Source organism: Thioclava sediminum, from assembly GCF_002020355.1.
GTDB classification, from domain to species: Bacteria; Pseudomonadota; Alphaproteobacteria; order Rhodobacterales; family Rhodobacteraceae; genus Thioclava; species Thioclava sediminum.
This window is the reverse complement of the sequence record NZ_MPZV01000002.1, coordinates 593,493-617,097: the sequence shown is the minus strand read 5'-3', so window position 1 is coordinate 617,097 and position 23,605 is coordinate 593,493. Positions and strand designations below refer to the sequence as shown.

Below are 23,605 nucleotides of genomic sequence, written 5' to 3'. Positions count from 1 at the left end.
TTTCAGGCCACTTTCTCCAGCACCGTATCGGGCGTCACACCCAGCGCGTGGCAGACGTCGCGGGTCAGGCCGGGGCGGTTGAGCGTGTAGAAATGCAGATCTTCCACGCCGCCCTCGATCAGTTTGTCGCACAGCTCGGTGCACAGCGCGGTCGCCAGAAGATGCTCGCGCCCGTCGCGGATCGCGGCCTCGAAGGCTTCCTCAACCCATGCGGGGATGGAGGTGCCGCAGCTTTGCGCGAATTTCTTGGCGCCTTTCCACGACTGGATCGGCAGGATGCCGGGGATGATCTTCGCGTCGATCCCTTCCTTTTCGCAGGCGTCGCGGAAGCGGAAGAAGGTCTCGGGCTCGAAGAAGAACTGGGTGATCGCCGAGGTCGCGCCCGCCTCGACCTTGCGCTTGAGCCAGCGCACGTCGGCCATATTGTCGGCGGCGTCGGGATGCGGCTCGGGATAGGCGCCCGCGCGGATCGTGAAGCGGCCATCCTCGGCCAGCGCCTCGATCAGCTCGACCGAAGAGGCGAAGCCCTCGGGATGCGGCGTGAAATGCTTGGCGCCCTGCGGCGGATCGCCCCGCAGCGCCACGATCTCGGTCACGCCGACCTCGGCATAGGCGTCCACGATCTCCATCGTCTCGGCCTTGGTCGCTTCCACGCAGGTCAGGTGGGCGGCGACGTTGAGGCCGTAATTCTTGTGGATCGTGCCGACCGCCTCATGCGTCAGCTTGCGCGTCGTGCCACCCGCACCGTAAGTCACGGAGGTGAACTCGGGTTTCAGCGGTGCCAGAACCTGCGCGGTTTCCCACAGCCGGAACGACGCATCGAGCGTCTTCGGCGGGAAAAATTCGAAGCTGACCTTGGGCGTCGTCATGGGAATCTGTCCTTTCGTTCGCTCTCTTGTGCCAGATCGGGCTTTGTGAGACAAACTCATAATCTTCAAAATCGTTATGAGTGTAACAACAAGATGCATCTCGAGTTCCGTCACCTGCGCACAATCAAGGCGATTCACGATGCCGGGGGGCTCGCGAAGGCAGCGGACGTGCTGCACATAACACAATCGGCGCTGTCGCACCAAATTAAAGGGCTCGAGGACCAGACCGGGGTGGAGCTGTTCGTTCGCCGCTCGAAGCCGCTGAAGCTGTCGGCGGCGGGGCAGAAGCTGCTGCGGCTGGCCGAACGCATCCTGCCTGAGATCGCCGCGACAGAGGCCGAGTTCGACGCGTTGCGGTCGGGCCGCGCGGGGCGCCTGCATATCGCGATCGAATGCCACGCCTGTTTCGACTGGCTGTTCCCGGTGCTGGAACGCTTCCGCCATGCCTGGCCCGATATCGACGTGGATATCCGGCCCGGTCTGGCCTTCAATGCGCTGCCCGCGCTGAGCCGCGAGGAGGTCGATCTGGTGATCTCGTCGGATCCCGAGAAGATCGACGGCGTCACCTTCAACCCGCTCTTCGACTACGCGCCGACCTTCATCGCCGCCGCGAATTCGCCGCTGGCCGCGAAACCCTATATCGAGGCGCAGGATTTCGCGGATCAGACGCTGATCACCTATCCGATCGACCGGGGCCGCTCGGATATCTTCACGCAGCTTCTGACGCCTGCCCGGGTCGAACCGAAAGCCGTGCGGCAGGTGGAGCTGACCGCGGTGATCCTGATGCTGGTCGCCTCGAATCGCGGTGTCGCGGTGCTGCCCGACTGGGTGCTGCGCGAGGTGAAATACCAGCCCGATTACATCACCAAGCCAGTGACGGAACACGGGCTGACCAAGCGCCTTTACGCCGCGACGCGTTCCGAGGATGCCACCCAGCCCTTCATGGCGCATTTCCTGCGGCTTGCGCGCACCGAGCCGGTGAAGCTGCAACGCGCCTGAGCCTTATTCTCGACCGAAATATCCCGGGGGGTGAGGCGGAAAATGGCGGCCTTCCAGTGGAAGGACGCCCCGCCGAACGCCCGGAGCGCAAGCAACGGGCTGGCAGCAAGCGGGGCAGAGCCGCTCCTCAGTTTGCCTGACGCGCCAAAGGTCTTGGATTTTCCACGCAACACCTGTAAGGCGACCGCTTGAAACGCGAAGGAGCCCAGAGATGCAAGGCAGCGCAAACCTCAACCTGATGATCAAGGCCGCCCGCAAGGCAGGACGCTCGCTGGTCAAGGATTTCCGCGAGGTCGAGAACCTTCAGGTCTCCTCGAAGGGCCCGGGCGATTTCGTCTCGAAGGCCGATCGCGAATCCGAGAAGATCATCAAGGACGAGCTGCGCGGCGCGCGCCCCTCCTATGGCTGGATCGGCGAGGAAACCGGCGAAGAGGCGGGCGACGACCCGACCCGCCGCTGGATCGTCGACCCGCTCGACGGCACCACCAACTTCCTGCACGGCCTGCCGCATTGGGCGATCTCGATCGCGCTGGAGCATAAGGGCGAAATCATCGCAGCCGTGGTCTTCGACGCGGCGAAAGACGAGATGTATTTCGCCGAGAAGGGCCTCGGCGCTTTCATGAACGACACCCGTCTGCGCGTATCGGGCCGTCACAAGATGATCGAATCGGTCTTCGCGACCGGCGTGCCCTTCGGCGGCAAATCGACGCTTCCGGCGACGCTGAAGGACCTTGCCAAGCTGATGCCGCAATGCGCGGGCGTCCGGCGCTGGGGCGCGGCCTCGCTCGATCTGGCCTATGTCGCGGCGGGTCGCTACGAAGGCTATTGGGAGCGCGGGCTGAACGCGTGGGACGTGGCTGCGGGCATGCTCCTCGTGAAGGAAGCGGGCGGTTTCGTGGAAGCCGTGCGCGAAGGTCGCGGCGTTCTCGAATCGGGCTCGGTGATCGCGTCGAATGCCGAAATGTTCCCGGCTCTCACGAAAGCGCTTCGGTCAAACGACTGAGAAATCACTGAAATTTAGATGTGGCGGCGAAAGGCGGACGAAGGTTCACCTTTCGTTCATTCCGTTGTGCCAGCCTGATGCGGTTACCAGAAAGGGATGCCGCCATGGTTGGACAGGAATACGGAGCTACGTCGATCGCGCTTGAACAGCGTGCGTTGACTGCGCTGCACGGGCCGGGCGATTGCGCCGTCGACCGCGCGTTGGAAGAGTTGCGGCAGGCGGTCTCCGATCTCGCCTTCGCCGAGGCGGCCGACCTGATCGCACGTCACCGGGTCGCGTTTCTGGACGAGATGATTTCGGGTTGCTTTGAGGATGCGGAAACGGCCGAGCCGGACACGGCAGCGGCCCTGCGCGCAGCGGCCGAAGGGCTGCAGGAGGAGCGGGCGACTCTGGCAGAGACCTTGCCGCTCGAGCTTTCCCTGCGCGCCGATCAGCGCGATGCGGCCTGCGATCGCATCCGCGCCGCACAGCGTCGCCTGCGCAACATTTCCCAGATGCCCGATCATTTCGGCTGTGCCTGGGCGTGTAGCCGCGCCGGGGCAGGGCCGTGCGATGACGCGGCAGAGCAAATCCAGCAGGCGCTGCGTTTCGATACGGAAGCCATCGCCAATATCGCCCGGCAGGAGGCCCGCGCACGTCTCAGCGACGGCTTCGCGTCCTTGCCGGTCGCATCGCCTCTCTCGCCTCGCCGCGGCGGTGATACGGGGACCACGGCGGCGCAGGTCGCCCGCCGCCTTGTCGAGGATGCGCGCCGGAGACTTTGCTGAGCCGCGAGCCCGTCTTGATACGGCCCGCTATGTCCTGTGTTGGAGGCTATGCAGACCCGAAGATCGTGCTAGCCTGTTGCGGCGCAAAAGGCGCATCGGAAAGAGGGTCTGAAATGATTCAGGAATTCAAGGATTTCATCGCCAAGGGCAATGTCATGGACATGGCGGTGGGCATCATCATCGGCGCGGCCTTCACCGCGATCGTCACGTCGCTGGTCGGCGACATCATCAACCCGATCATCGGCCTGTTCACGGGCGGGGTCGACTTCACCAATAATTATGCCGTGCTCTCCGGCGAGGTTCCCGCGGGGGCCAGCCTTGACGAGGCGCGCAAATCGGGCGCGTCGATCTTCGCCTATGGCGCCTTCGTGATGGCAGTGATCAACTTCCTCATCATCGCCTTCGTCGTCTTCATGCTGGTGAAGATGGTCAACCGCGTGAAGGCCGCGGCGGAGAAGCCCGACGATGTCGCGCCCGCGGTGGAAACCGGGCCGAGCCAGCTCGACGTGCTGCTCGAGATCCGCGACGCGCTTCGGAAGTGACGGCGCGGGGCGTCTCAGGCAGACGTCGCCGGCAGATATGAGAACGGCCCGGGGCAAAGCTCCGGGCCGTTTCGTTCGTGGGGCAGGGCGGCCCTTATTCGGCTGCGTGCTTCACCGCATCCGGCGCATCGAGCGGCAGGTCGAGCGCTTCGGCCACAGCCTTGTAGGTCACCTTGCCTGCATGGACATTGAGGCCCGCGGCCAGGTGGGGATCCTCGGCGCAGGCGCGTTCCCATCCCTTTCCGGCCAGCGCCAGCAGGAAGGGCTGGGTCGCGTTCGACAGGGCGAGGGTCGCAGTGCGCGCGACCGCGCCGGGCATGTTGGCCACGCAGTAATGCATCACGCCCTCGACCTCGTAGATCGGGTCGTCATGGGTCGTGGGGTGCGAGGTCTCGACGCAGCCGCCCTGATCGATCGCGACATCGACGATCGCCGCGCCGGGCTTCATCGTCTTCAGCATCTCGCGGGTGACCAGCTTCGGGGCGGCGGCCCCGGGGATCAGCACCGCGCCAATCACCAGATCGGAAGCTGCGACCAGCGCCTCGGTCTCGGCTTTCGAGGCATAGGCGGTGCGGAAGGTGCCGCCGAACGTGTCATCGAGATAGCGCAGACGCGGCAGCGACTTGTCGAGCACGGTCACGTCCGCGCCCATCCCGGCAGCTACGCGCGCGGCGTTGGTGCCCACGACGCCGCCGCCGATCACGACGACCTTCGCGGGCGACACGCCCGGCACGCCGCCCATCAGTACGCCGCGACCGCCATTGGCTTTCTGCAGGGTCCAGGCGCCCATCTGCGGCGCGAGGCGACCGGCCACTTCGGACATCGGCGCGAGCAGCGGCAGGGTGCCGTCCTTCGCGGTGACCGTCTCGTAGGCGATGCAGGTCGCGCCCGATTTCATCAGATCATGGGTCTGCGCCGGGTCGGCGGCCAGATGCAGATACGTGAAGAGAAGCTGGCCCTCGCGCAGCATCGCGCGCTCGGAGGCCTGCGGCTCTTTCACTTTCACGATCATCTCGGTCTGGGCGAACACATCCGCCGCATCGCCGAGGATTTTCGCGCCAGCCGCCTCGTAATCGCTGTCTGCGAAGCCCGCGCCCTGACCTGCCCCGGTCTCGACCAGCACCTCGTGGCCATGGGCGACCGCTTCTTGTGCCGCAGCCGGGGTCAGCCCGACGCGGAATTCCTGCGCCTTGATCTCGCGCACCGTACCGATCTTCATCGCGTGTCCTCCTCCAAAAAATGGAAACGTCCTGCTCCCAGTATGCGCTCCGTCACAAGCAAGTGCTTTGCCAATTTGCCGGTTGTGGATGGGGTGGGTCGCTCGTATCTTCGATGAAATGCGCAAAGATCGGCAGGATATTGCATGAGCGACAAGCTGGACGCGACGGATCGTCGGCTGCTGGAGGTTTTGCAGCGGCAGGGGCGAATCTCCAATGCCGAGCTGAGCGAGCGGGTGAACCTGTCGGCCTCGGCCTGCCACCGTCGGGTGCAGCGGCTGGAGGAGGAGGGCTATATCCGCGAGTACGTCGCCCTGCTGAACCCGCGCAAGCTGGGGCGGACCACGACGGTCTATGTCGAGATCAAGCTGTCGAGTCAGGCGGACGAGGTTCTGGACGCGTTCGAGAAGGGCGTGAAGCAGGTGCCGGAAGTGCTCGAATGTCACCTGATGGCGGGGGCTGCGGATTACCTGCTGAAAGTGGTGGCCGCCGATGCCGAGGATTTCGCGCGGCTGCACCGGGCGAAACTTGCCAACATTCCGGGCGTGGCGCAGATCCAGTCGAGCTTTTCGCTCAAATGCGTGGTCTCGACCACGGCGATGCCGGTTTAAGCGCGCCAGAAGCGCGGCAGGAACACGACGAGGATCGCGAGCATCCCGATCCGGCCCAGCAGCATTGCGAGCGTCAGCAGCCAGGTCGCGGCGTCGCTGAAATCGATCATCGTGCCGGTGCGATCGGTCAGTGGGCCGACCCCATAGCCGATATTGCCGAGTGCGCCCCATGTCGCGAAGAGCGCCGAGACGAAATCCGCCCCGGTCATCGAGATCCCGACCGAGATCAGGCCGAGCGTCAGCATATAGCCGGTGAAATAGAGGATCAGGGAGGAGAGCACGTCCTCCTCCAGCAGCTTGTCGCCAAGGCGCGGTTGCAGGACGCGGTGCGGCATTTGCAACCGGCGCACGGCGGCGCGGATCACCGCGCCGAGCGCCTGCCAGCGAAAGACCGAGAGAGCCCCTGAACTGGACCCGGTGCAGCCGCCGATCAGCCCGACCCAATAGGCCAGCACCATCGCGAAGCTCCCCCAATTCGCGACATTGGCGGTGCCGAAGCCGGTGCCGGTCATGATCGAGGACAGGTTGAAGGCGGCGGAGCGGAAGGTGGGTTCGATCCCGTCGGGCGCGTGGGTGTAGAGCCAGATCAGGAGCGCCGCGAGCGCGAGCGCGAACCAGCGCAGGAAGGCGTGGATTTGCGGGTCGTCCCAGAACGGGCGCAGGTCGCCGCGGCCAAGCTGGACATAGCGGATGAAGGGCAGGGCCGAGCCCAGCATGAAGATGACACCGGCATATTGCGCACCCGGCGAGAAGCTCGCGAAGGAGTTGTCATGCGTGCCGAAGCCGCCCGTTGCGATCGTCGCCATCGCGTAGCAGATCGCGTCGAAGGAGCTCATGCCCGCGGCGGCATAGCTGATCGCGCAGGCCAGCGTCAGCGAGACATAGACCCAAAGCAGCGAGCGCGCGATGTTATGGGCGCGGGGCATGACCTTGCCCAGCGTGTCGAAGCCCTCGGCCTGGAAATAGCGCATGCCGCCGATGCGCAGCACCGGCAGGAAGATCATCGCGACGAAGGCGATCCCGAGCCCTCCGAACCAGTTCAGCATCCCGCGCCACAGCACCACGCCGCGCGGCAACGTGTCGAGATGTTCGAAGACGGTGTAGCCGGTGGTGGTGATGCCCGAGGCGGCCTCGAAATAGGCGTTGGTCCATGTCGCGTGCGGCGCGCCCTCGATGAACGGCAGGGCTGCGAAGATCGGCAGGCCGAGCCAGATCGCCGCCGTGAGCAGATAAGCTTGCCGCGTGTTGAGCCCGTTCGCGCTTTTGGTTCGGGTCGCGAGCGAGAGAACCATCCCGATCAGCGCGGTCTCGACCGCCGCCTCGAAGAATTCCTGCCAGTTCGGATTGAGATCGCTGAAGTCCATGGCTGCCGGGACCAACATGGTCGTCCCGAGGACTGTGAGGATCAGGCCGAAGAGATGCAGGACTGGCCGGATATCGGACATGTGAAAGCGGTTCCCGCCAGAACGAAGTGCTGGCGCTAGGGTAGGGGGCGCGGCGCTTTAGGCAAGATCAAAGCGGCGGCGGTCGTGCTTTCTTGCGAAGGTGTCTTCCAGAAACCAAAAACCCCCGCGGCCAAGCCTCGGGGGTCATCGGTGCGGGCAAGCCCGCCAGCATTTTCAGGCGCCTTTTCAGACGCGGAGCGGTGCGCTTAGAGCGCGCCTTCGCGCTGAGCCTTCTTACGTGCCAGTTTACGGGCACGGCGGACGGCTTCGGCTTTCTCGCGCGCTTTTTTGACCGAGGGTTTCTCGAAATGCTGCTTGAGCTTCATTTCGCGGAACACACCCTCGCGCTGAAGCTTTTTCTTCAGAGCACGGAGCGCCTGTTCGACGTTGTTGTCGCGAACGCTGACCTGCATGTGGTGTCACCACCTTCCTAAGTTAGAGTTGCAGTTGCTTGCAGGAGCGCTCCATATAGTCACCAAAAGGCGGTTTGTCTACCGCCAAAGCTGAGAGAGGAAACGCGATGAAAAACGACCATCTCGATATGGACCGCACGCGATCCGAGCTGTTGGCGGCGATCAAGCTGCATGTGCCTTTCGACGGTTGGTCCGAGCCTGCCTTCAAGCTCGCGGTCTCCGATCTGGGGCTCGATCCGGGGCTGGCGCGGGTCGTGTGTCCGCGCGGCGCCGTCGATCTGGCGGTGGCCTATCACCGCGAGGGCGATGCCGAAATGCTCAAGCGTCTGGAGGAGGCCGATCTGTCGGGGATGAAGTTCCGCGACCGGATCGCGACCGCCGTGCGCTTCCGCCTGGAAGAGGCCGATCCGGAGCTGGTGCGCCGTGGGGCTGCGATCTTCGCGCTGCCGCAGAATGCCACGACCGGCTCGAAGCTGATCTGGGAGACCTCGGACAAGATCTGGCGCGCGCTGGGCGACGTCAGCGAGGATTACAACTGGTACACCAAGCGGATGACGCTTTCGGGGGTCTACAGCTCGACCGTGCTCTACTGGATGGGCGATGAGAGCGAGGGCAAGGGCGACACCTGGGCCTTCCTAGATCGTCGCATCGAGGATGTGATGCAGTTCGAAAAGGTAAAGGGCGCTGCGATGAAGCTGCCTTTCCTGCCGAAGCTTCTCGGCGGCATCCGTGCGCCGAAAGGCACTGACGACATGCCGGGCCGGGAGGCGCATTGATGAAACCTGTCGAGATGCCGACCGAGATGCGCTGCGTCGAGATTTCCGAACATGGCGCGCCGGAGGTTCTGAAGGAAGTCACCCGTGCCGTGCCGGTCGCGGGTCATGGGGAGATTTTGATCGAGGTGGCCTATGCCGGGGTGAACCGCCCCGATGCGCTGCAACGCGCGGGCGCCTACAACCCGCCGCCGGGCGCGTCGGACCTGCCGGGGCTGGAATGCTCGGGCCGGGTCGCGGCGATCGGGCCGGGCGTCACCGATTGGGACGTGGGCGACGCGGTCTGCGCGCTGCTGCCCGGTGGCGGTTACGCCGAGTATGTGACCTGTCCGGCCGAACATGCGCTGCCCGTGCCTGCGGGGCTCGATCTGAAATCGGCGGCCTGTCTGCCCGAGACCTGCTTCACCGTCTGGTCGACCATGGTGATGCGCGGCGGCTTGCAGGCGGGCGAGCGGTTCCTAGTGCATGGCGGTTCTTCCGGGATCGGCACGACCGCGATCCAGATCGCGACGGCGCTGGGCGCGCGGGTCTTCACCACTGCGGGCAGCCCCGAGAAATGCGCGGTCTGCGAAGAGCTTGGCGCGACGGCGATCAACTACAAGACGGGCGATTTCGTCGATGTGCTGAAGGCCGAAGGCGGCGCGAACCTCGTGCTCGACATGGTGGGCGGCGACTATATCGCGCGCAATATCAAGGCGATGGCCAATGATGCGCGCCTCGTTTTCATCGCCTTCCTTGGCGGGCCCAAGGCCGAGATCAACTTCGCGCAGGTCATGGTGAAGCGTCTCACGATCACCGGGGCCACGCTGCGCCCGCAATCGGATGCGGCCAAGGCCGAGATTGCGCGGCAGTTGCGCGCCAATGTCTGGCCGATGATCAATTCGGGCAAGCTGCGCGTGATCCATGACAGCAGCTTCTCGCTGGCCGAGGCCGCAAAAGCCCATGAGCGGATGGAGACGAGCCAGCATATTGGCAAGATCGTGTTGGAAGTTGCGGGCGGCTGAACTTTCGTCACGCGTGCGCCGGGTGTATCATTGCGGCGCGCGCGAACCAACGAGGGGAGGCGGTCATGAGCGAAGGACGCTTTGAATTTCTGGATGGGTATCCGGCCGATGTGCTGGCATTCGAGGCCAAGGGCACGATCGGCGCGGAGGCTTACGAGCAGCATCTGATCCCGGCGGTGGAGGCCAAGATCGCCGCCGAGGGCAAGGTGAAGCTGCTCTACATCATCGGCGACGCATTCGACGGCTACACCGCGAAAGCGGCATGGGACGACACCAAGCTGGGCCTGTCCCATCTGGGCGATTTCGCTGCGGTGGCGCTGGTCAGCGATGTCGACTGGATCCGCTGGGGCGTGCAGGCCTTCGCGCCGATGATCCCCGGCACGGTCAAGCTGTTCCGCTTGAGTGAATTGGATCAGGCCAAGGCGTGGATTTGCGCGGCGGGCAAGGCCGAGGAAGACCATAGTCACGACGTCGCGGCGAGCCACAAGCTGCCGACGCTGGAAGATCGCCAGCCGCCGCTCGAGGACTGATCCCTCAGCGAACCTTTTCCATCAGCGCATCCGACAGGCTGCAATCGCGGATCGTATCGGAGCCGCATTTGCGCGGCTCGAGGTCCTTGGTCAGGCAGATCCGAGCCTCCTGAATGCGGCCCGACTTGCAGGTGATGGTGATCTCGTCGGCATCGAGGCCGGGATTGGCCTCCAGAAACGCCTGCTCGACCACCTTCGCGGGCAGTTTCACGTCGCGGTCGAGGTTCGCCAGCACGTCCGGGATTTCGATGCTCGCATAGGCTTCGCGTTCCAGCGCGAAATAATCCGTCGCTGACAGGCCCGAGCAGCGCCCGTGCTTCTTCCATTCGTACCAAGCCAGCCCCGGCGCGCCGGTCAGATCCTCCATCGCGGCGGTCTGCTGGCGCGAGGGGTCGCGATGCGGCGTGCGGCAAAAGCTGGGCCAGCCGCGCTCGTATTGCGGCCAAAGCCCGTGCAGCACGAAAGAATGATCGTGCTTCGGATCGCATTGCGGCGAGTTGCGCGCATCGCCCGTCAGCGCGCACCAGGTGGGCGACCAACTGAGCGAGAGGACGTAATAGTCGAAATCGCCCGCGCGCTCACCTCCGGCATGGGCGGGCGGGGCGGCGGTCGAAAGCGCAAGCAGGGCTGCGGCCAGAAGGCCCAAACGAGTCATTTTCTCTTTTCTCCCGACGCGCGATTGACTATATGAGGCGGCAATTCCCCTTCCAGAAATGGACCGCGGCAGGGAATTCCCGCGCCGCAGCCGATTTCTCGGCCCGGGAGAGATATGTAAAGGATGGCTGCAATGACGAACAAGCCCCTGATGGCAAAGGCCACCGCCGTGTGGCTGGTGGACAATACGACGCTCAGCTTCAAGCAGATCGCGGATTTCTGTGGCCTGCACGAGTTGGAAGTGCAGGGCATCGCCGATGGTGACGTCGCAACCGGCGTGAAGGGCTTCGATCCGGTCGCCTCGAGCCAGCTCGATCAAGAAGAGATCGATAAGGCCGAGAAAGACCCGATGCACAAGCTCAAGCTGAAGTTCAACAAAGCTGCCGTCGGCGAGGACAAGCGTCGCGGCCCGCGCTACACGCCGCTGTCGAAGCGTCAGGACCGTCCGAACGCGATCCTGTGGCTGGTGAAATTCCACCCGGAGCTGGCCGATGCGCAGATCGCGCGTCTCGTCGGCACCACCAAGCCCACGATCCAGTCGATCCGCGAGCGCACGCACTGGAACATCCAGAACATGACCCCGATCGATCCGGTCGCGCTGGGTCTGTGCCGCCAGTCGGAACTGGATATCGAAGTGCAGAAGGCCGCGAAGAAAGCCGCTGCCGAAGGCGTGATGAGCGATGACGAGCGTCGCAAGCTGGTCTCGACCGAGCAGTCGCTGGGCATGCCCGACGAGCCGCGCCTGCCCTCCGGCATCGCCGGTCTGGAGAACTTCTCCTCTTCCGATCTCAAGCAGGAGACCGAGGAAGAGGACGACGCCGCGGATAACGCCGATTACTCGGACGCCGACAGCTTCTTCAACCTGCCCGAGGATGATGACGACGAGGATGAGGACGACAACCGCAAGTAAGTTGTCGCCATCGCGAAAGTTCAGGGCCGCTCCATAGGGGGCGGCCTTTTTCGTTGCGGTGCGACGCTTCGCGTCGTTGAGGCTTTAATGGGAACACGGGCGACGGATGAACCGCCGCCCGTATCTTAAAGGTTGGTGTGAGCTGCCGGAGACCCGACGATCTCCCACGACAGGCGCGGCTTACTGCTTCAGCACCACGGGTTGGAACGAGAACACGCCATCGGATTTCGGATCGACCGTCATCTCGACCCAGCTGTTGTCGCTGCTGCCGAAGACCTCGACGCGGGTGAAATTCGCGGTGCTGCGGCCATCGGACTGGAGCATCGGTTTGTCGACCTTGAAGTAATGCGAGTCACCGTGGACCAGCAGGACCTGACCGTCGAAGTTGTGGGTCTCCTCGACGAGGGTCTTGTAGAAATCGGTGAAACCGTTCTTGTCGTCGAGGGTCGGCAGGAAATCGTCTTCGTAGCCGCCGTCGCTCAGCTCGAACGGGAAGAAGATGTCGGCCTGGATGTCGATCAGGATGCCCGCGTCGTTATTCTCGCGCGCCTTCGCGAAGGACTCCTTGAGCCATTCCACGTTCTTCGGGTTGCGGGCGTCGTATTCCGCGGTCGCGGCATCGCAGTCGGCCTGCGTGCGGTCGGACTTCTTGGTGCATTGCTTGTCGGTCACGACGAGGTTGTTGTTGCTGCCCGGCACGTTGAGGGCGACGAACATCACGTTGTTGCGCTCGAAACGGCTGTTCTCGCTGTAGGCTTCGCCCGGGGCGCCCTGACGTTCGACGTCGATCGGGTTCGAACCCTGCGACTTCGCGGCATCGAAGAAGGTCTTGCGCAGGTAAGAGAGCCGCTCGACCGGGTCGTAGCTGCCGTTGTTGGTTCGGTGGCAGTCGACCCATTCATTGTCGCCGAGGGCGTAGAGCGTCGGCATGTCGAGGCGGTTGAAGATCGCCTTCACGTCCGCCCCGATCGCCTGATCGGTGCATTCGCTGCTGCCGCTCTTGGTGTCGCCGGCGAAGATCGTGAAGTCGAGGTTGTGATCGTTCATCGAGGCGACGGTCTGGTCGATCCAGTTCGCCTTCTCCTCGGGATCCTTGCTGTAGAATTCGTCGCCCCAGAGCGCGACCTTCAGAACGCCCGCATCGGAGGCGGATTGCGCATGGGCCGGAGCCACCAGCGCGGTCGAGAGAAGGGCAGCGGTGAGCGCTGCGGACAGCGTGAACGAACGGGAAAGGCGTGGCATTTATACCCCCAAAAGTGACTTGATGTGACGAAGGCCCTGAGGGCGAGGTGCCGCGTCGGACGGCAGGCTGTCGGCTCGGGGCTTCGGGCGTCATAATACCTCGGGCTGTGACAGCCCGCTGACGCCGGGGCGAAGGATTTGTGACGCAGGCCCTGTCGCCGCCGTCTGGACAGTCGTGACGTCGGGCGCGATGCTCTCCGCGAAAAGAGGAGGAGCAGATGCCGGAATTCGCGAACTATCCAAGCCTGAAGGGCAAATCCGTGATCGTGACCGGGGGCGCCTCGGGGATCGGGGCGCTGATCGTCGAAGGCTTCGCCGCGCAAGGGGCGAAGGTCGGGTTTCTCGACCGCGATACCGAGGGGAGCGCGGCGATCGCGAAACGGTTCGGCGTCGAGTATGAGCTGTGCGACCTGCGCGACATCGCCGCCATGAAAGAGGCGCTGGGTCGGCTACGCGAGAAAATTGGCCCGGCGGATGTGCTGGTGAACAATGCCGCGCGCGACGACCGTCACGACTGGCGCGAGATCGATGCCGAGTACTGGGACGAGCGCCAGCACACGAACCTGCGCCACATGTTCTTCGCGATCCAGACGGTTGCGCCGGACATGATCTCGAAAGGGGCGGGATCGATTATCAATATGGGCTCGAATTCGTGGTGGGAGGCCGGCAGCGGCTTTCCGGCCTATGCGACGGCGAAAGCGGCGGTGCACGGGCTGACCCGCACGATGGCACGCGAATTGGGCGGGCATCGGATCCGGGTCAACACGGTCGTGCCGGGCTGGATCATGACGGATCGGCAGAAAACGCTCTGGGCCACGCCCGAGGCGCTGGAGGATCATCGTCGCAACCAATGCCTGCCCGATCTGATCCAGCCGGAATATGTCGCGCGGATGGTGCTGTTCCTCGCCTCGGACGATGCGGCGATGTGCACGGCGAACAACTACATGGTCGAGGCGGGCTCGATCTAATCGTGTTGCGGCGCGCTGCCGGGCGGCGCGTCGCTTTGCCCATTTTCCACCGGCCCGGTCTCCTCCGGTTCGATCTCGATCTGCGCCAGTTCAGCTTCGAGGAATTTCTCGAACGCGTCGAAATCCAGCGGCTCGAACTGACCGAACCCCTGGATCCATGTCGTGGCGGCGGACATCGCGAGCGGCTCCAGCTTGCACCATTTCACCCGGCCGCGTTTCTCCTGAGAGATCAGCCCGGCATTGGTCAGGATCGCGAGGTGCTTGGAGACGGCCGCGAGCGACATCTCGAAGGGCTCGGCCACGTCGGTCACCGCCATGTCGTCTTCGAGCAGCATCGTCAGGATCGTCCGCCGGGTCGGATCGGCGAGCGCGGCGAAGATCGCATCGAGAGATGGGGTGGGCGGCGGTAGCATCGCTCCTTGATGGGGCGCCCCGCGATAAACGTCAACCGATCGGTTGAATATGCGATTGCTCGCATTTGCGTGAGCTTGGCGCGGCGCGAATTTGAGGCCTATTTTCAAAATCGTTACGGATCAATGGGTTGCGAGGTGCTTTAAGGGGCCTATCCGGAATTGACTCAGGCGGGGGGCACGGCTATCACGGCTGAGACCTGAGTGGGGGCCGAACCATGCCTGATCACCGCTCCGACGAGCCCGATCCCGAGCGCCTCGCAGCGCTTGAGAAGAAGCTTGCGGCAGTGAGAAAGACGCAAGAACCGCCTCCGCAACGTGCCGATCATCATCTGTCCCAGGCGAATATGGCCTGGCGTATGGTGATCGAAATGGTTTCGGGGCTGGGGATCGGCTTCGGCATCGGATACGGGCTGGATGTGCTTATGGGCACGATGCCTTGGATGATGGTGCTGTTCACGCTTCTCGGGCTCGCGGCCGGGGTGAAGGTGATGCTTCGCTCGGCCAAGGAAATGAACGAAGAGCGTGCGGCCGACATGGCCGATGAAGAGGAAGACGACCGTGGCAACTCTTGAACAGGAAATGCGCAGTGAACTGACCTTCCATCCGATGGATCAGTTTATCGTTAAGCCCCTCTTCGGCGATGGCCCGGTTCACTGGTACACGCCGACCAATGCGACGCTGTGGATGGCGATCGCCGTTCTGGCGATCTTCTTCATGCTCGTGATCGGCACCCGCGGCCGCGCCGTGGTGCCCTCGCGCGCCCAGTCGATCGCGGAGTTGTCCTACGGCTTCATTCACAAGATGGTCGAAGACGTGGCGGGCAAGGACGCGCTGAAGTTCTTCCCCTATATCTTCACGGTCTTCCTGTTCATCGTCTTCTCGAACTTCCTCGGTCTGCTGCCGCGCGGCTTCACCACGACCTCGCATATCGCTGTGACCGGTCTGCTGGCGATCGCCGTGTTCGTTGCGGTGACCGTGATCGGTTTCGTCAAGAACGGCGCGGGCTTCCTGAGCCTGTTCTGGGTGGCCTCGGCACCGCTGGCGCTGCGCCCGATCCTCGCGATCATCGAGATCATCTCCTACTTCGTGCGGCCCGTCAGCCACTCCATTCGTCTTGCGGGCAACATGATGGCTGGCCACGCGGTTATGAAAGTGTTCGCCGCCTTCGCGCCGCTGATCCTGTTCTCGGGCGTCGGCATCGCCGTCACCCCGCTGTCGATCCTCGCGATCACCGCGATGTACGGGCTCGAAGTTCTCGTGGCCTTTATCCAGGCCTATGTCTTCACGATCCTGACCTGCGTCTATCTGCGCGACGCGCTTCACCCGGCACACTGACCGGATAACGGATCGAACCAGTTCACCAAATTTCTGCCACTTCCAACCTCAAGGAGTTACGACAATGGAAGGCAATATCGTTCAAATGGGTGCTTACATCGGCGCTGGTCTGGCCTGCATGGGCATGGGCGGCTCGGCTATCGGTGTGGGCAACGTTGCCGGCAACTTCCTGTCGGGCGCACTGCGCAACCCCTCGGCGGCCGCTGGCCAGACCGCGACCCTCTTCATCGGCATCGCCTTCGCAGAAGCGCTCGGGATCTTCTCGTTCCTCGTCGCGCTGCTGCTGATGTTCGCCGTCTGATCCAGCACGCTTTTCCTTGAGGGCGGGTGGGCTCATTCGGAGCCCATCCCGTGACCCGCAAGGGGATTTGTGATCAGGGTCGAGGGACGACATGGCAAGCGAAACGCAAAATACAGCGCACGCAGCCGCTGATGCGGCCCAAGGCGCGGCACATACCGCGCAAAAGGCCGGTATGCCGCAGCTCGACTTCTCGAGCTACCCGAACCAGATCTTCTGGCTCGTGGTCGCTCTGGTCGCGATCTACTGGCTGCTGACGCGCATCGCACTGCCCCGGATCGAGGCAGTTCTCGCCGATCGTCAGGGCACGATCGCGGGTGACATCGCCGCGGCCGAAGACTTCAAGCGCAAGGCCGAAGAGGCCGAAGCCGCTTACGAGAAGGCTCTGGCCGAAGCACGCGCTCAGGCGCAGAAGATCGCAGGCGAAACCAAGGCCGAGATCCAAAAGGACCTCGACGCGGCTATCGCCAAGGCAGATGCCGAGATCGCCGCACGCTCCGCGGAATCGGAAGCCCGCATCGCGGAAATCCGTGACGGCGCGCTTGCAGCGGTCGATCAGGTCGCCAAGGACACCGCCGGCGAGATCGTCGCGGCTCTGGGTGGCAATTCGGACGCATCGGCTGTCAACGCGGCTGTCGAACAACGGCTGAAAGGTTAAGACGATGAAGAAACTCTCGCTTCTCCTTCCGTTCGTGGCGGCACAGCCCGCCTTCGCAGCGACGGGCCCGTTCTTCTCGCTTTGGAACACGAACTTCATCGTGACCATCGCCTTCATCATCTTCGTGGGCATCGTGCTTTACGCGAAGGTGCCGGGCATGCTGGGCAAGATGCTCGACAAGCGCGCGACGAACATCCGCTCGGATCTCGACGAAGCGCGCAAGCTGCGTGACGAGGCGCAGGCGGTTCTGGCCAGCTACGAGCGCAAGTCGCGCGAAGTGCAGGGGCAGGCCGACCAGATCGTCGCCGCCGCCAAGCGCGACGCCGAAGCCGCTGCCGAGAAGGCCAAGGAAGACCTGAAGGTCTCGATCGAGCGCCGCCTGAAGGCCGCTGACGAGCAGATCGCCTCGGCCGAGGCGCAGGCTCTGAAAGAGGTCAAGGACCGCGCCGTGTCGGTTGCCGTGGCCGCCGCTGGTGATGTGCTCGCCAAGCAGCTGAGCGCGTCGGACCGTGCCGCGATGATCGACAGCTCGCTTTCGGAAGTCGAACAGCGCCTGAACTGATCTCCCCCTAACGGGTGACATTGAAAACCCCGGTCCGATGGGCCGGGGTTTTTCTTTGTCTTGGGCTCAGAAGTGATGTGGGCTCAGCGGTTATGTTCGAGACGTAAGCGCGCGGTGGCCTCGTTGCGCTCGGCCCGGCGCATCGCCGCCATCTCGACTTCGACGAATTCCATATGGGCCGCGATGGCCTTGCGCGCGGCAGAGGCGTCGCGGCGCTGGATCGCCTCGTTGATCGCCCGGTGCTGGTCGAGCAGCTTGCTGCGCGTGCCGCGGTTCCGGAACATCATCGAGCGGTTGTAGAACACGCCCTCGGCGAGCAGGTCGAACATCGCGCGCATCATGTGGATCATGATGACGTTGTGGCTCGCCTCGATGATCGCCATGTGGAACTGCGCATCGAGCTGCGCCTCCTGCGTGGGATTGCGTTTGGAATGGGCCGCTTCCATTTGGGAGAACAGCGTCTGGATCACCGCGAGATCGGTGTCCGAGCCGCATTGCGCCGCGCGCTCGGCGGCGAGCCCCTCCATGTCGCGGCGGAACGAGATGTAATCGAACAGCGCCTGATCGTTGCGCGCAAACAGCCGGATCAGGGCAGGCGAGAAGGCGGAATCGAGCACCTCGGCGACATAGATCCCGGCCCCGGCGCGGGTGGTCAGGAGACCCGATTCCTGCAGTTCCGCGACCGCTTCGCGCAGGCTCGGACGCGAGACGCCAAGGCGCTCGGACAGCTCTCGCTCGGAGGGGAGACGCTCGCCGGGACGCAGAATGCCCTGCAGGATGAGCTGCTCGATCTGGCGCACGACAGCATTCGCGAGCTTCTCGGATTCGATCTTCTGAAATGGCATGCACCCCTCCATGTGGTAAAGATGTATGACCAGATCGGGTCGTCGGCAATGAAAAAAGGCCGGGTTTCCCCGGCCCTTTTCCCACTCTGACGAGCGGTTTAGTTGTTCGGACGAATGATGAATTCGACCCGGCGGTTGGCCTGACGACCCTCGGGGGTCAGGTTGCTCGCGATGGGCTGATCCTCGCCGCGACCCGTCGGGATCACGCGGTAGCTCGGGACGCCGCCGTTAATCAGGACATTGGCCACCGACTGCGCGCGCTGACGCGACAGGCGCATGTTGTAGGCCGCATCGCCGGTGTTGTCGGTATGGCCGACGACTTCGACGGTGGTGTCCGGATAGCGGTTGAGGCTGCCTGCGAGCGTGTACAGGTCGCGCTGCAGATCGGGGCGCACGGCCGCGCTGTCGGTCGCGAAGAGCACGTCTTGCGGCATCGTCACGATCAGCTGGTTGCCCTGACGCACGACGCTGACGCCGTTGGTGGTCAGGTCGCGACGCAGTTCCTGCGCCTGACGGTCGAGCTGCGAACCGATCGCGCCGCCGATCACGCCGCCGACGATCGCGCCGGCTGCGGCTTTGGTCAGCTTTTCGTCGCCTTTGCTCTTGGCGCCGAGGGCGCCGCCGATCAGCGCACCGGTGATCGCACCGGCATTGCGGTTTGCGTTCGGGCTTTGGTCGGGGTTGTTCGCCCCGGTGTAGCCGCCCGGCACACAAGCGGTAAGCGCCATCGCAGCGGCGGCGCTCAGAAGAATGGTTTTGGTCTTGAGAACGGTGGTCATGTTCTGTCTCTGCCTTCTCTGGTCGCCCCATGTCTCGAGGCTTGCCGGAAGATACGCGTAAAATTCGCGCAGGTTCCATGCCCTTTTCGTGAAGCGCGGAAATCCGCGCATCATCTGGCGGTAGAAGCGGCGGAGGGACGCTCAATCGGCCTCTGCGCGGGCGCCTTCCCAGCCCAGAATCGCGCGTTTGACGCCCAGACCCCAGTGATAGCCGCCCAATCCGCCCGATTTGCGCAGGGCGCGGTGGCAGGGAATCAGGAAGGAGATCGGGTTGCGGCCCACGGCGGTGCCCACGGCGCGCACGGCCTTGGGGTTGCCAATCGCCTCGGCGATGTCGGAATAGGTGGTGACCTGCCCCGAAGGAATCGAGAGCAGCGCCTCCCAGACCTTGATCTGGAACGGCGCGCCGATCAGCGTCAGCTTCGCCTCGCCGTGGCGGCTGAAGGCGGCGTCGACCCAAGGACGCAGCGGCTCGGGGTCTTCGGTAAAGCGAGCCTCGGGCCAGCGGCGGGCGAGATCGTCAAAGGTTTCGCGTTCGCCCATCTCGGCGGTGAAGCCCATGCCGCAGAGCCCCTGATCGGTGCCCATCGCGATCACCGGGCCAAAGGGGCTGTCGAACCGTCCCCAGCGGATCGTGACGCCTTCGCCGCCGCGGGCAAACGCCCCGGGCGTCATCGCCTCCCAGCGCAGCACCAGATCGTGTAACCGGCCCGTGCCGGACAGTCCCGATCGGTCGGCCACCTCGTCGAGCGGCAGGCGCTGGCTCAGCAACTCACGCACGAAGTCGAGCGTCAGATATTGCTGGTAGCGTTTCGGAGAGACCCCGACCCAGGCCGAAAACAGCCGCTGGAAATGCGCGGGGCTCATCGACAGCCGCGCCGAGATCGCTTCGAGCGTCAGCAATTCACCCGCCGCTTGTGCTGCGTCGATCTCGGCCAGCGCGCGGGCGATGACCTGATAGTGGTAGCTCTCGGCAATGTCGCTGTGGTCGTTCATCACGCACCTCTTGGTTCTCGTCGATCCTAGGGCGCGGGCGTCAGGCGCGCGACCCGAAAGCTGCGGTTTGCGCGCGGCCTTGCCCTTCGCGCGCGTGGCGGGCATTAGGAAAGCATGGCCAAGCAATTCGATTATGCCACGATGAAAGAGGTCTTCGCGCGGTTCGAAGCCTCGGAACCCCATCCCAAGGGGGAGCTCGAGCACGTCAACGCCTATACGCTGGTGGTGGCCGTGGCGCTGTCTGCGCAGGCGACCGATGCGGGGGTCAACAAGGCGACGCGGAAACTTTTCGCCGTGGCCGACACGCCCGAGATGATGTTGGAGCTGGGTCTGGAAGGCGTGACCGAACATATCAAGACGATCGGTCTGTTCCGGCAGAAGGCGAAGAACGTCATCAAGCTGAGCCAGATCCTCGTCGATCAGTATAACGGTGAGGTGCCGTCCTCGCGTGCCGCGCTGCAATCGCTGCCGGGCGTGGGGCGCAAGACCGCGAATGTCGTGCTGAACATGTGGTTCGGCCATCCCGCGCAGGCGGTCGACACGCATATCTTCCGCGTCGGAAACCGCAGCGGCATCTGTCCGGGCAAGGATGTGGACGCGGTCGAGCGCGCCATCGAAGACAACGTGCCCGTCGAATACCAGCGCCACGCCCATCACTGGCTGATCCTGCACGGTCGCTATATCTGCGTGGCGCGCAAACCCAAATGTCAGGCCTGTCCGATCAAGGATCTGTGCCAGTTTGAGGAGAAACCCCTTTGAAACAGTATCAGGTCGTCGGTATCGGCAATGCCGTCGTGGACGTGATCGCGCAATGCGACGACAGCTTTCTCGAGCATATGGGCATCGAGAAAGGCATCATGCAGTTGATCGAGCGCGAGCGCGGCGAGACGCTGTACGGCGCGATGAAAGAGCGCACGCAGGCGCCGGGCGGTTCGGTCGGCAACACGATCGCGGGGCTGGGCAATCTGGGTCTGACGACCGCCTTTATCGGCCGGGTGCGCGACGACACGCTGGGGCGCTTCTACGAGGCGGCTCTGCATGGCGAGGGCACGGATTTCCCGAACCCGCCAGTGAAGGATGGGGAACTCCCGACCTCGCGTTCGATGATTTTCGTGACGCCGGACGGTGAGCGCTCGATGAACACCTATCTGGGGATTTCGGCGGAGGTCTCGACCGAGGATGTCAGCCTCGAGGTGGTGGAGAACACGCAGCTTCTGTTCCTCGAAGGCTATCTCTTCGACAAGGATCACGGGAAAGCGGCGTTCCTGAAGGCCGCGCAGGGCTGTCACCGTGGCGGCGGCAAGGCGGGGATCGCGCTGTCGGACCCGTTCTGCGTCGACCGTCACCGCGACGATTTCCGCCGTCTGGTGCGCGACCAGATGGATTACGTGATCGGCAACCAGCACGAATGGGAATCGCTCTACCAGACCGATCTGGATGCGGCTTTGAAACAGGCGGCCGAGGAATGCGAGCTGGTGGTCTGCACGCGCTCGGGCGACGACGTGATCCTGATCCGTGGCGAGGAACGCGCGACGGTTCCGGTCAAGCGCGTGGTGCCGGTCGATGCGACGGGCGCGGGCGATCAGTTCGCGGCAGGCTTCCTCTATGGCTACGCGACGGGGCAGAGCCTAGAGACTGCGGGCAAGATGGGTTGTGCTGCGGCGGCCGAGGTGATCGGCCATTACGGCGCACGGCCCGAGATCGATGTGAAGGCGCTCTTCGCCGATCGCGGGCTCATCTAAGCCTGTCCGGCGCGCCCGGAATCAGGGCGCGCCGCAAGACTTAGCGCATCAGCAGCATCGGCCCGAGCGGGCGACCTGCGAGAATGTGCAGGTGGTAATGCGGCACTTCCTGCACGCCGTTCTCGCCCGCATTGGTGATGCCGCGATAGCCCTCGCCGCCTTCGCCCGGGCTCGCGCCGGTCATCTTGCAGATCTCGGCCACGGTGCGGTGGAAATCGACGATCTCGGCATCGCTCGCCTCGGCGCAGAAATGATCGAGCGCGACATAGGCGCCTTTCGGGATCACCAGCACATGCTCGGGCGCTTTCGGGGCGATGTCGCGGAAGGCCAGCGTATGCTCGGTCTCCAGCACGGTGTCGTTCGGGATCTCGCCGCGCAGGATCTTGGCGAAGATGTTCTGATCGTCATAGGTATAGGCCATGGCCTCTCTCCTCAGTCGCGGAAGATGTAGTCGAGTTCGGCCAATTCCTGCGCCATATCGGAGGGGATGTCGAGCGCATGGGCCAGCGCGCGGGCGTTGTCCTCGATCTCGCCGCCCTCGCGCATGAGGGCGTAATTCTCGAACTCGGCATCGCGGAGACGTTCGGATTCATGGTGCAGATCGGCGCGGATCGTCGGCAGCATCTGCTCCACCACCTGCGGCGGCGTATGCTGCCCTGCAAGGCCGACGCGCTGCGCGTGACCCTTGAGATAGTCGTCGGAGAACTGGCACTCGATCTCGAGAATGCGGGTCTGGCATTTGTCGCGGGTGAAATCCTCGATCACGTCCAGCTCGGCGGGATCGACGCAGACCACCATGCGGTCGGCGTTCTCGTGGTCGAAGACCATCCGCATCAGCGCACGGCGGTGACGGTTGCGCTTTTCCGGGCTGGTCTCGATGCCGCCGAGATCGGGCAGGGGGCCCATCTCGTTGAAGACGTAATCGAGGGCCGGAATGGAGGAGCGTTTGCGGAACTCGGTCACCAGCCGTTTCGCGACATGCCATTTCTTGCACAGGATCAGGGTCAGCGTGCGCTCGCGGCCCAAGGTCGCCTCCGCCTCCCAGAAGCGGGGCGCGAAGCGACGGCCAATGCGCCCCCGCCCGGTGAGGAAGCGATGCAGCGCGCGGCCCTCGTTCGAGACGGCGAACTCCACGCCCTCGCGCGTCCACAGCTCGCCCAGACGCTGCTTCAGGTCGCGCGCCTCGGGGCTGATCTTGCGCGCGAAGAGGTAATCCTGCGCCAGCAGCAGATCGTAATGGTCGTTGTAGAAATTCGCCGGCATCCCGTAATCGGTGAACATCAGGAAGGTCAGCGTCCGGGTGCGGATCTCGGTCTCGGGGATCAGGTGATGGACGATGGTCTGGAAGAAGGTCTCGTCCGGGATCCATGTCGTGCGGAAGAACCGCATCACATCGGGCCGCGCCTTGATGAAATCGAGCACCTGCTCCATCGTCCGCCGCCGCAGACACCACCATTGCGAGCCGATCATCATCTGCAGATCGCTCGGCACCTCGCGCGACAGCTTGAGTTGCTTTTGCAGGTTATAAGCGAGGTAGAACCGCTTGGGTTGATTGCGCTCGTTGAACCAGTGGCGATAGACCAGCCGGTCTTCCTTCATCCCCGTCTTGATCCAGCCCGACGATAAGAAGTCGAAGCTTTCGATGTAATCGACCTCTTCCGCATCGAGGAAGTTATGCGCGTACTCGGCCGATTTGATCTGCATGCAATCGCCCGAGAGCATGTAGAAATGGGTGGCGCGCGGGAAATCGGCGACCGCGGCTTTTACTGCTTCCAGAGTCGCGGCGACGAGGCTCCATTCGCCCCAGCCGCATTTGACGCGCTTTTTCGCGAAGGTGACATTGGGATTGGCATCGAGCGCGCTGCGCAGCTTGCGGTAATGTTCGGGCTTGGCGCGCGCGTCGAAATGGATCGCCACATAATCGCCCGTCTGCGTCAGCCGTTCCGCCTGCGCGATGATCCCGTCAGGATCCTTATGGGTCAGAAGAATAAAGGCGATTCGGGCCATACGGGAAACGATGCGATGTCACT

Annotated in this window: 29 protein-coding genes; 17 read left to right on the top strand and 12 right to left on the bottom strand. The window is 63.8% G+C overall.

From position 1 onward, the window contains the following. Positions 1–2: 2 nt before the first annotated feature. Positions 3–869 (bottom strand): methylenetetrahydrofolate reductase [NAD(P)H], encoded by an 867-nt coding sequence (gene metF / locus BMI91_RS10235; RefSeq protein WP_078522446.1) that lies wholly within the window; start codon positions 867–869, stop codon positions 3–5. Positions 870–962: 93 nt separating this feature from the next. Here metF and BMI91_RS10230 point away from each other — a divergent pair, with 93 nt between their 5' ends. The 4 genes from BMI91_RS10230 (at position 963) to mscL (ending at position 4,180) form a co-directional block, all read left to right on the top strand. Then, positions 963–1,868 (top strand): LysR family transcriptional regulator, encoded by a 906-nt coding sequence (locus BMI91_RS10230; RefSeq protein ID WP_075773886.1) that lies wholly within the window; start codon positions 963–965, stop codon positions 1,866–1,868. Positions 1,869–2,079: 211 nt separating this feature from the next. Next, positions 2,080–2,871, top strand: coding sequence for an inositol monophosphatase family protein (locus BMI91_RS10225; RefSeq protein ID WP_078522447.1), 792 nt, complete (start codon positions 2,080–2,082; stop codon positions 2,869–2,871). A 104-nt stretch (positions 2,872–2,975) separates the two neighbouring features. After that, the gene (locus BMI91_RS10220) at positions 2,976–3,638 is read left to right on the top strand and encodes a hypothetical protein (protein ID WP_078604868.1); all 663 of its coding nucleotides are present in this window, start codon (positions 2,976–2,978) and stop codon (positions 3,636–3,638) included. A 113-nt stretch (positions 3,639–3,751) separates the two neighbouring features. Further along, positions 3,752–4,180, top strand: a complete 429-nt coding sequence (gene mscL, locus BMI91_RS10215; RefSeq protein ID WP_078542275.1) for a large conductance mechanosensitive channel protein MscL — start codon at positions 3,752–3,754, stop codon at positions 4,178–4,180. Positions 4,181–4,274: 94 nt separating this feature from the next. Here the strand turns inward: mscL and ald are convergent, their stop codons facing one another. Then, positions 4,275–5,399 carry an alanine dehydrogenase gene (gene ald, locus BMI91_RS10210; RefSeq protein WP_078604867.1) on the bottom strand — a complete coding sequence of 375 codons (1,125 nt, stop codon included), beginning with the start codon at positions 5,397–5,399 and terminating at the stop codon, positions 4,275–4,277. 144 nt (positions 5,400–5,543) lie between these two features. Between ald and BMI91_RS10205 the strand changes: the two genes are divergently transcribed. Beyond that, positions 5,544–6,008 carry an Lrp/AsnC family transcriptional regulator gene (locus BMI91_RS10205; RefSeq protein ID WP_078604866.1) on the top strand — a complete coding sequence of 155 codons (465 nt, stop codon included), beginning with the start codon at positions 5,544–5,546 and terminating at the stop codon, positions 6,006–6,008. Here the strand turns inward: BMI91_RS10205 and BMI91_RS10200 are convergent. Both BMI91_RS10200 and rpsU read right to left on the bottom strand, forming a co-directional pair. Then, complete coding sequence (locus BMI91_RS10200) at positions 6,005–7,453, bottom strand: TrkH family potassium uptake protein (RefSeq protein ID WP_078604865.1); 1,449 nt, start codon at positions 7,451–7,453, stop codon at positions 6,005–6,007. The genes BMI91_RS10205 and BMI91_RS10200 overlap by 4 nt on opposite strands. Before the next feature lie 206 nt (positions 7,454–7,659). Further along, a complete protein-coding gene (gene rpsU, locus BMI91_RS10195) occupies positions 7,660–7,866 on the bottom strand; it encodes a 30S ribosomal protein S21 (RefSeq protein WP_011748553.1) in 207 nt (68 codons plus the stop codon). 107 nt (positions 7,867–7,973) lie between these two features. On the opposite strand from rpsU, the gene BMI91_RS10190 reads away from it, so the two are divergent. The 3 genes from BMI91_RS10190 (at position 7,974) to BMI91_RS10180 (ending at position 10,173) form a co-directional block, all read left to right on the top strand. Beyond that, positions 7,974–8,642 carry a COQ9 family protein gene (locus BMI91_RS10190; protein WP_093477002.1) on the top strand — a complete coding sequence of 223 codons (669 nt, stop codon included), beginning with the start codon at positions 7,974–7,976 and terminating at the stop codon, positions 8,640–8,642. Positions 8,643–8,656: 14 nt separating this feature from the next. Continuing rightward, positions 8,657–9,643, top strand: a complete 987-nt coding sequence (locus BMI91_RS10185) for an NAD(P)H-quinone oxidoreductase (RefSeq protein ID WP_078605112.1) — start codon at positions 8,657–8,659, stop codon at positions 9,641–9,643. Between the two features lie 65 nt (positions 9,644–9,708). Then, the gene (locus BMI91_RS10180) at positions 9,709–10,173 is read left to right on the top strand and encodes a SpoIIAA family protein (protein ID WP_078542270.1); all 465 of its coding nucleotides are present in this window, start codon (positions 9,709–9,711) and stop codon (positions 10,171–10,173) included. 4 nt (positions 10,174–10,177) lie between these two features. Here BMI91_RS10180 and BMI91_RS10175 read toward each other — a convergent pair whose 3' ends face one another. Then, complete coding sequence (locus BMI91_RS10175) at positions 10,178–10,828, bottom strand: ribonuclease T2 family protein (RefSeq protein WP_078604864.1); 651 nt, start codon at positions 10,826–10,828, stop codon at positions 10,178–10,180. 132 nt (positions 10,829–10,960) lie between these two features. Between BMI91_RS10175 and BMI91_RS10170 the strand changes: the two genes are divergently transcribed. Beyond that, complete coding sequence (locus BMI91_RS10170) at positions 10,961–11,737, top strand: DUF1013 domain-containing protein (protein WP_078522456.1); 777 nt, start codon at positions 10,961–10,963, stop codon at positions 11,735–11,737. 180 nt (positions 11,738–11,917) lie between these two features. Here the strand turns inward: BMI91_RS10170 and BMI91_RS10165 are convergent, their stop codons facing one another. Further along, on the bottom strand, positions 11,918–12,979 hold the full coding sequence (locus BMI91_RS10165; RefSeq protein ID WP_078604863.1) for a hypothetical protein: 1,062 nt from the start codon (positions 12,977–12,979) through the stop codon (positions 11,918–11,920). A 218-nt stretch (positions 12,980–13,197) separates the two neighbouring features. Between BMI91_RS10165 and BMI91_RS10160 the strand changes: the two genes are divergently transcribed. Next, positions 13,198–13,947: an SDR family NAD(P)-dependent oxidoreductase gene (locus BMI91_RS10160; RefSeq protein ID WP_078604862.1), complete on the top strand. Its 750-nt coding sequence runs from the start codon at positions 13,198–13,200 to the stop codon at positions 13,945–13,947. Here the strand turns inward: BMI91_RS10160 and BMI91_RS10155 are convergent. Then, positions 13,944–14,360: an ArsR/SmtB family transcription factor gene (locus tag BMI91_RS10155; RefSeq protein ID WP_078569781.1), complete on the bottom strand. Its 417-nt coding sequence runs from the start codon at positions 14,358–14,360 to the stop codon at positions 13,944–13,946. The genes BMI91_RS10160 and BMI91_RS10155 overlap by 4 nt on opposite strands. Positions 14,361–14,575: 215 nt before the next feature. Here BMI91_RS10155 and BMI91_RS10150 point away from each other — a divergent pair, with 215 nt between their 5' ends. The 5 genes from BMI91_RS10150 to BMI91_RS10130 all read left to right on the top strand — a co-directional run bounded on the left by BMI91_RS10150 (position 14,576) and on the right by BMI91_RS10130 (position 17,213). Beyond that, entirely contained in the window at positions 14,576–14,932 is a 357-nt protein-coding gene (locus BMI91_RS10150) for an AtpZ/AtpI family protein (protein ID WP_078522460.1), read from the top strand. Between the two features lie 7 nt (positions 14,933–14,939). Then, a complete protein-coding gene (locus BMI91_RS10145) occupies positions 14,940–15,695 on the top strand; it encodes a F0F1 ATP synthase subunit A (RefSeq protein WP_093476999.1) in 756 nt (251 codons plus the stop codon). A 64-nt stretch (positions 15,696–15,759) separates the two neighbouring features. Beyond that, positions 15,760–15,996, top strand: a complete 237-nt coding sequence (locus BMI91_RS10140) for a F0F1 ATP synthase subunit C (RefSeq protein ID WP_038144344.1) — start codon at positions 15,760–15,762, stop codon at positions 15,994–15,996. Positions 15,997–16,087: 91 nt separating this feature from the next. Then, the gene (locus BMI91_RS10135; protein ID WP_078522462.1) at positions 16,088–16,651 is read left to right on the top strand and encodes a F0F1 ATP synthase subunit B'; all 564 of its coding nucleotides are present in this window, start codon (positions 16,088–16,090) and stop codon (positions 16,649–16,651) included. A gap of 4 nt (positions 16,652–16,655) precedes the next feature. Next, the gene (locus BMI91_RS10130) at positions 16,656–17,213 is read left to right on the top strand and encodes a F0F1 ATP synthase subunit B (protein ID WP_078522463.1); all 558 of its coding nucleotides are present in this window, start codon (positions 16,656–16,658) and stop codon (positions 17,211–17,213) included. Between the two features lie 83 nt (positions 17,214–17,296). Here BMI91_RS10130 and BMI91_RS10125 read toward each other — a convergent pair whose 3' ends face one another. The 3 genes from BMI91_RS10125 to BMI91_RS10115 all read right to left on the bottom strand — a co-directional run bounded on the left by BMI91_RS10125 (position 17,297) and on the right by BMI91_RS10115 (position 19,833). After that, positions 17,297–18,058: a FadR/GntR family transcriptional regulator gene (locus tag BMI91_RS10125; RefSeq protein WP_078522464.1), complete on the bottom strand. Its 762-nt coding sequence runs from the start codon at positions 18,056–18,058 to the stop codon at positions 17,297–17,299. Positions 18,059–18,156: 98 nt separating this feature from the next. Further along, complete coding sequence (locus BMI91_RS10120) at positions 18,157–18,837, bottom strand: YiaD family glycine zipper/OmpA-like lipoprotein (RefSeq protein WP_075773903.1); 681 nt, start codon at positions 18,835–18,837, stop codon at positions 18,157–18,159. 141 nt (positions 18,838–18,978) lie between these two features. Further along, positions 18,979–19,833, bottom strand: a complete 855-nt coding sequence (locus tag BMI91_RS10115) for a bifunctional helix-turn-helix domain-containing protein/methylated-DNA--[protein]-cysteine S-methyltransferase (protein WP_078549083.1) — start codon at positions 19,831–19,833, stop codon at positions 18,979–18,981. Positions 19,834–19,947: 114 nt separating this feature from the next. Between BMI91_RS10115 and nth the strand changes: the two genes are divergently transcribed. Both nth and BMI91_RS10105 read left to right on the top strand, forming a co-directional pair. Next, positions 19,948–20,592 carry an endonuclease III gene (gene nth, locus BMI91_RS10110; RefSeq protein ID WP_078604861.1) on the top strand — a complete coding sequence of 215 codons (645 nt, stop codon included), beginning with the start codon at positions 19,948–19,950 and terminating at the stop codon, positions 20,590–20,592. After that, complete coding sequence (locus BMI91_RS10105; RefSeq protein ID WP_078604860.1) at positions 20,589–21,575, top strand: adenosine kinase; 987 nt, start codon at positions 20,589–20,591, stop codon at positions 21,573–21,575. Before nth ends, BMI91_RS10105 begins: the two co-directional genes overlap by 4 nt. A gap of 40 nt (positions 21,576–21,615) precedes the next feature. Here the strand turns inward: BMI91_RS10105 and BMI91_RS10100 are convergent, their stop codons facing one another. Further along, on the bottom strand, positions 21,616–21,996 hold the full coding sequence (locus tag BMI91_RS10100; RefSeq protein ID WP_078604859.1) for an HIT domain-containing protein: 381 nt from the start codon (positions 21,994–21,996) through the stop codon (positions 21,616–21,618). 11 nt (positions 21,997–22,007) lie between these two features. Beyond that, positions 22,008–23,582, bottom strand: a complete 1,575-nt coding sequence (locus tag BMI91_RS10095) for a DUF5928 domain-containing protein (protein ID WP_078604858.1) — start codon at positions 23,580–23,582, stop codon at positions 22,008–22,010. Between the last annotated feature and the right edge of the window lie 23 nt (positions 23,583–23,605).

Coding starts and splice junctions, on each gene's coding strand:
- BMI91_RS10220 (WP_078604868.1), top strand. CDS start 2,976: ATGGTTGGACAGGAATACGGAGCTACGTCGATCGCGCTTGAACAGCGT.
- BMI91_RS10135 (WP_078522462.1), top strand. CDS start 16,088: ATGGCAAGCGAAACGCAAAATACAGCGCACGCAGCCGCTGATGCGGCC.
- BMI91_RS10115 (WP_078549083.1), bottom strand. CDS start 19,833: ATGAACGACCACAGCGACATTGCCGAGAGCTACCACTATCAGGTCATC.
- BMI91_RS10155 (WP_078569781.1), bottom strand. CDS start 14,360: ATGCTACCGCCGCCCACCCCATCTCTCGATGCGATCTTCGCCGCGCTC.
- BMI91_RS10200 (WP_078604865.1), bottom strand. CDS start 7,453: ATGTCCGATATCCGGCCAGTCCTGCATCTCTTCGGCCTGATCCTCACA.
- BMI91_RS10230 (WP_075773886.1), top strand. CDS start 963: ATGCATCTCGAGTTCCGTCACCTGCGCACAATCAAGGCGATTCACGAT.
- BMI91_RS10100 (WP_078604859.1), bottom strand. CDS start 21,996: ATGGCCTATACCTATGACGATCAGAACATCTTCGCCAAGATCCTGCGC.
- BMI91_RS10145 (WP_093476999.1), top strand. CDS start 14,940: ATGCGCAGTGAACTGACCTTCCATCCGATGGATCAGTTTATCGTTAAG.
- mscL (WP_078542275.1), top strand. CDS start 3,752: ATGATTCAGGAATTCAAGGATTTCATCGCCAAGGGCAATGTCATGGAC.
- BMI91_RS10120 (WP_075773903.1), bottom strand. CDS start 18,837: ATGACCACCGTTCTCAAGACCAAAACCATTCTTCTGAGCGCCGCCGCT.
- BMI91_RS10125 (WP_078522464.1), bottom strand. CDS start 18,058: ATGCCATTTCAGAAGATCGAATCCGAGAAGCTCGCGAATGCTGTCGTG.
- nth (WP_078604861.1), top strand. CDS start 19,948: ATGGCCAAGCAATTCGATTATGCCACGATGAAAGAGGTCTTCGCGCGG.
- rpsU (WP_011748553.1), bottom strand. CDS start 7,866: ATGCAGGTCAGCGTTCGCGACAACAACGTCGAACAGGCGCTCCGTGCT.
- BMI91_RS10185 (WP_078605112.1), top strand. CDS start 8,657: ATGCCGACCGAGATGCGCTGCGTCGAGATTTCCGAACATGGCGCGCCG.
- ald (WP_078604867.1), bottom strand. CDS start 5,399: ATGAAGATCGGTACGGTGCGCGAGATCAAGGCGCAGGAATTCCGCGTC.
- BMI91_RS10095 (WP_078604858.1), bottom strand. CDS start 23,582: ATGGCCCGAATCGCCTTTATTCTTCTGACCCATAAGGATCCTGACGGG.
- BMI91_RS10225 (WP_078522447.1), top strand. CDS start 2,080: ATGCAAGGCAGCGCAAACCTCAACCTGATGATCAAGGCCGCCCGCAAG.
- BMI91_RS10140 (WP_038144344.1), top strand. CDS start 15,760: ATGGAAGGCAATATCGTTCAAATGGGTGCTTACATCGGCGCTGGTCTG.
- BMI91_RS10175 (WP_078604864.1), bottom strand. CDS start 10,828: ATGACTCGTTTGGGCCTTCTGGCCGCAGCCCTGCTTGCGCTTTCGACC.
- metF (WP_078522446.1), bottom strand. CDS start 869: ATGACGACGCCCAAGGTCAGCTTCGAATTTTTCCCGCCGAAGACGCTC.
- BMI91_RS10180 (WP_078542270.1), top strand. CDS start 9,709: ATGAGCGAAGGACGCTTTGAATTTCTGGATGGGTATCCGGCCGATGTG.
- BMI91_RS10170 (WP_078522456.1), top strand. CDS start 10,961: ATGACGAACAAGCCCCTGATGGCAAAGGCCACCGCCGTGTGGCTGGTG.
- BMI91_RS10190 (WP_093477002.1), top strand. CDS start 7,974: ATGAAAAACGACCATCTCGATATGGACCGCACGCGATCCGAGCTGTTG.
- BMI91_RS10205 (WP_078604866.1), top strand. CDS start 5,544: ATGAGCGACAAGCTGGACGCGACGGATCGTCGGCTGCTGGAGGTTTTG.
- BMI91_RS10150 (WP_078522460.1), top strand. CDS start 14,576: ATGCCTGATCACCGCTCCGACGAGCCCGATCCCGAGCGCCTCGCAGCG.
- BMI91_RS10165 (WP_078604863.1), bottom strand. CDS start 12,979: ATGCCACGCCTTTCCCGTTCGTTCACGCTGTCCGCAGCGCTCACCGCT.
- BMI91_RS10130 (WP_078522463.1), top strand. CDS start 16,656: ATGAAGAAACTCTCGCTTCTCCTTCCGTTCGTGGCGGCACAGCCCGCC.
- BMI91_RS10160 (WP_078604862.1), top strand. CDS start 13,198: ATGCCGGAATTCGCGAACTATCCAAGCCTGAAGGGCAAATCCGTGATC.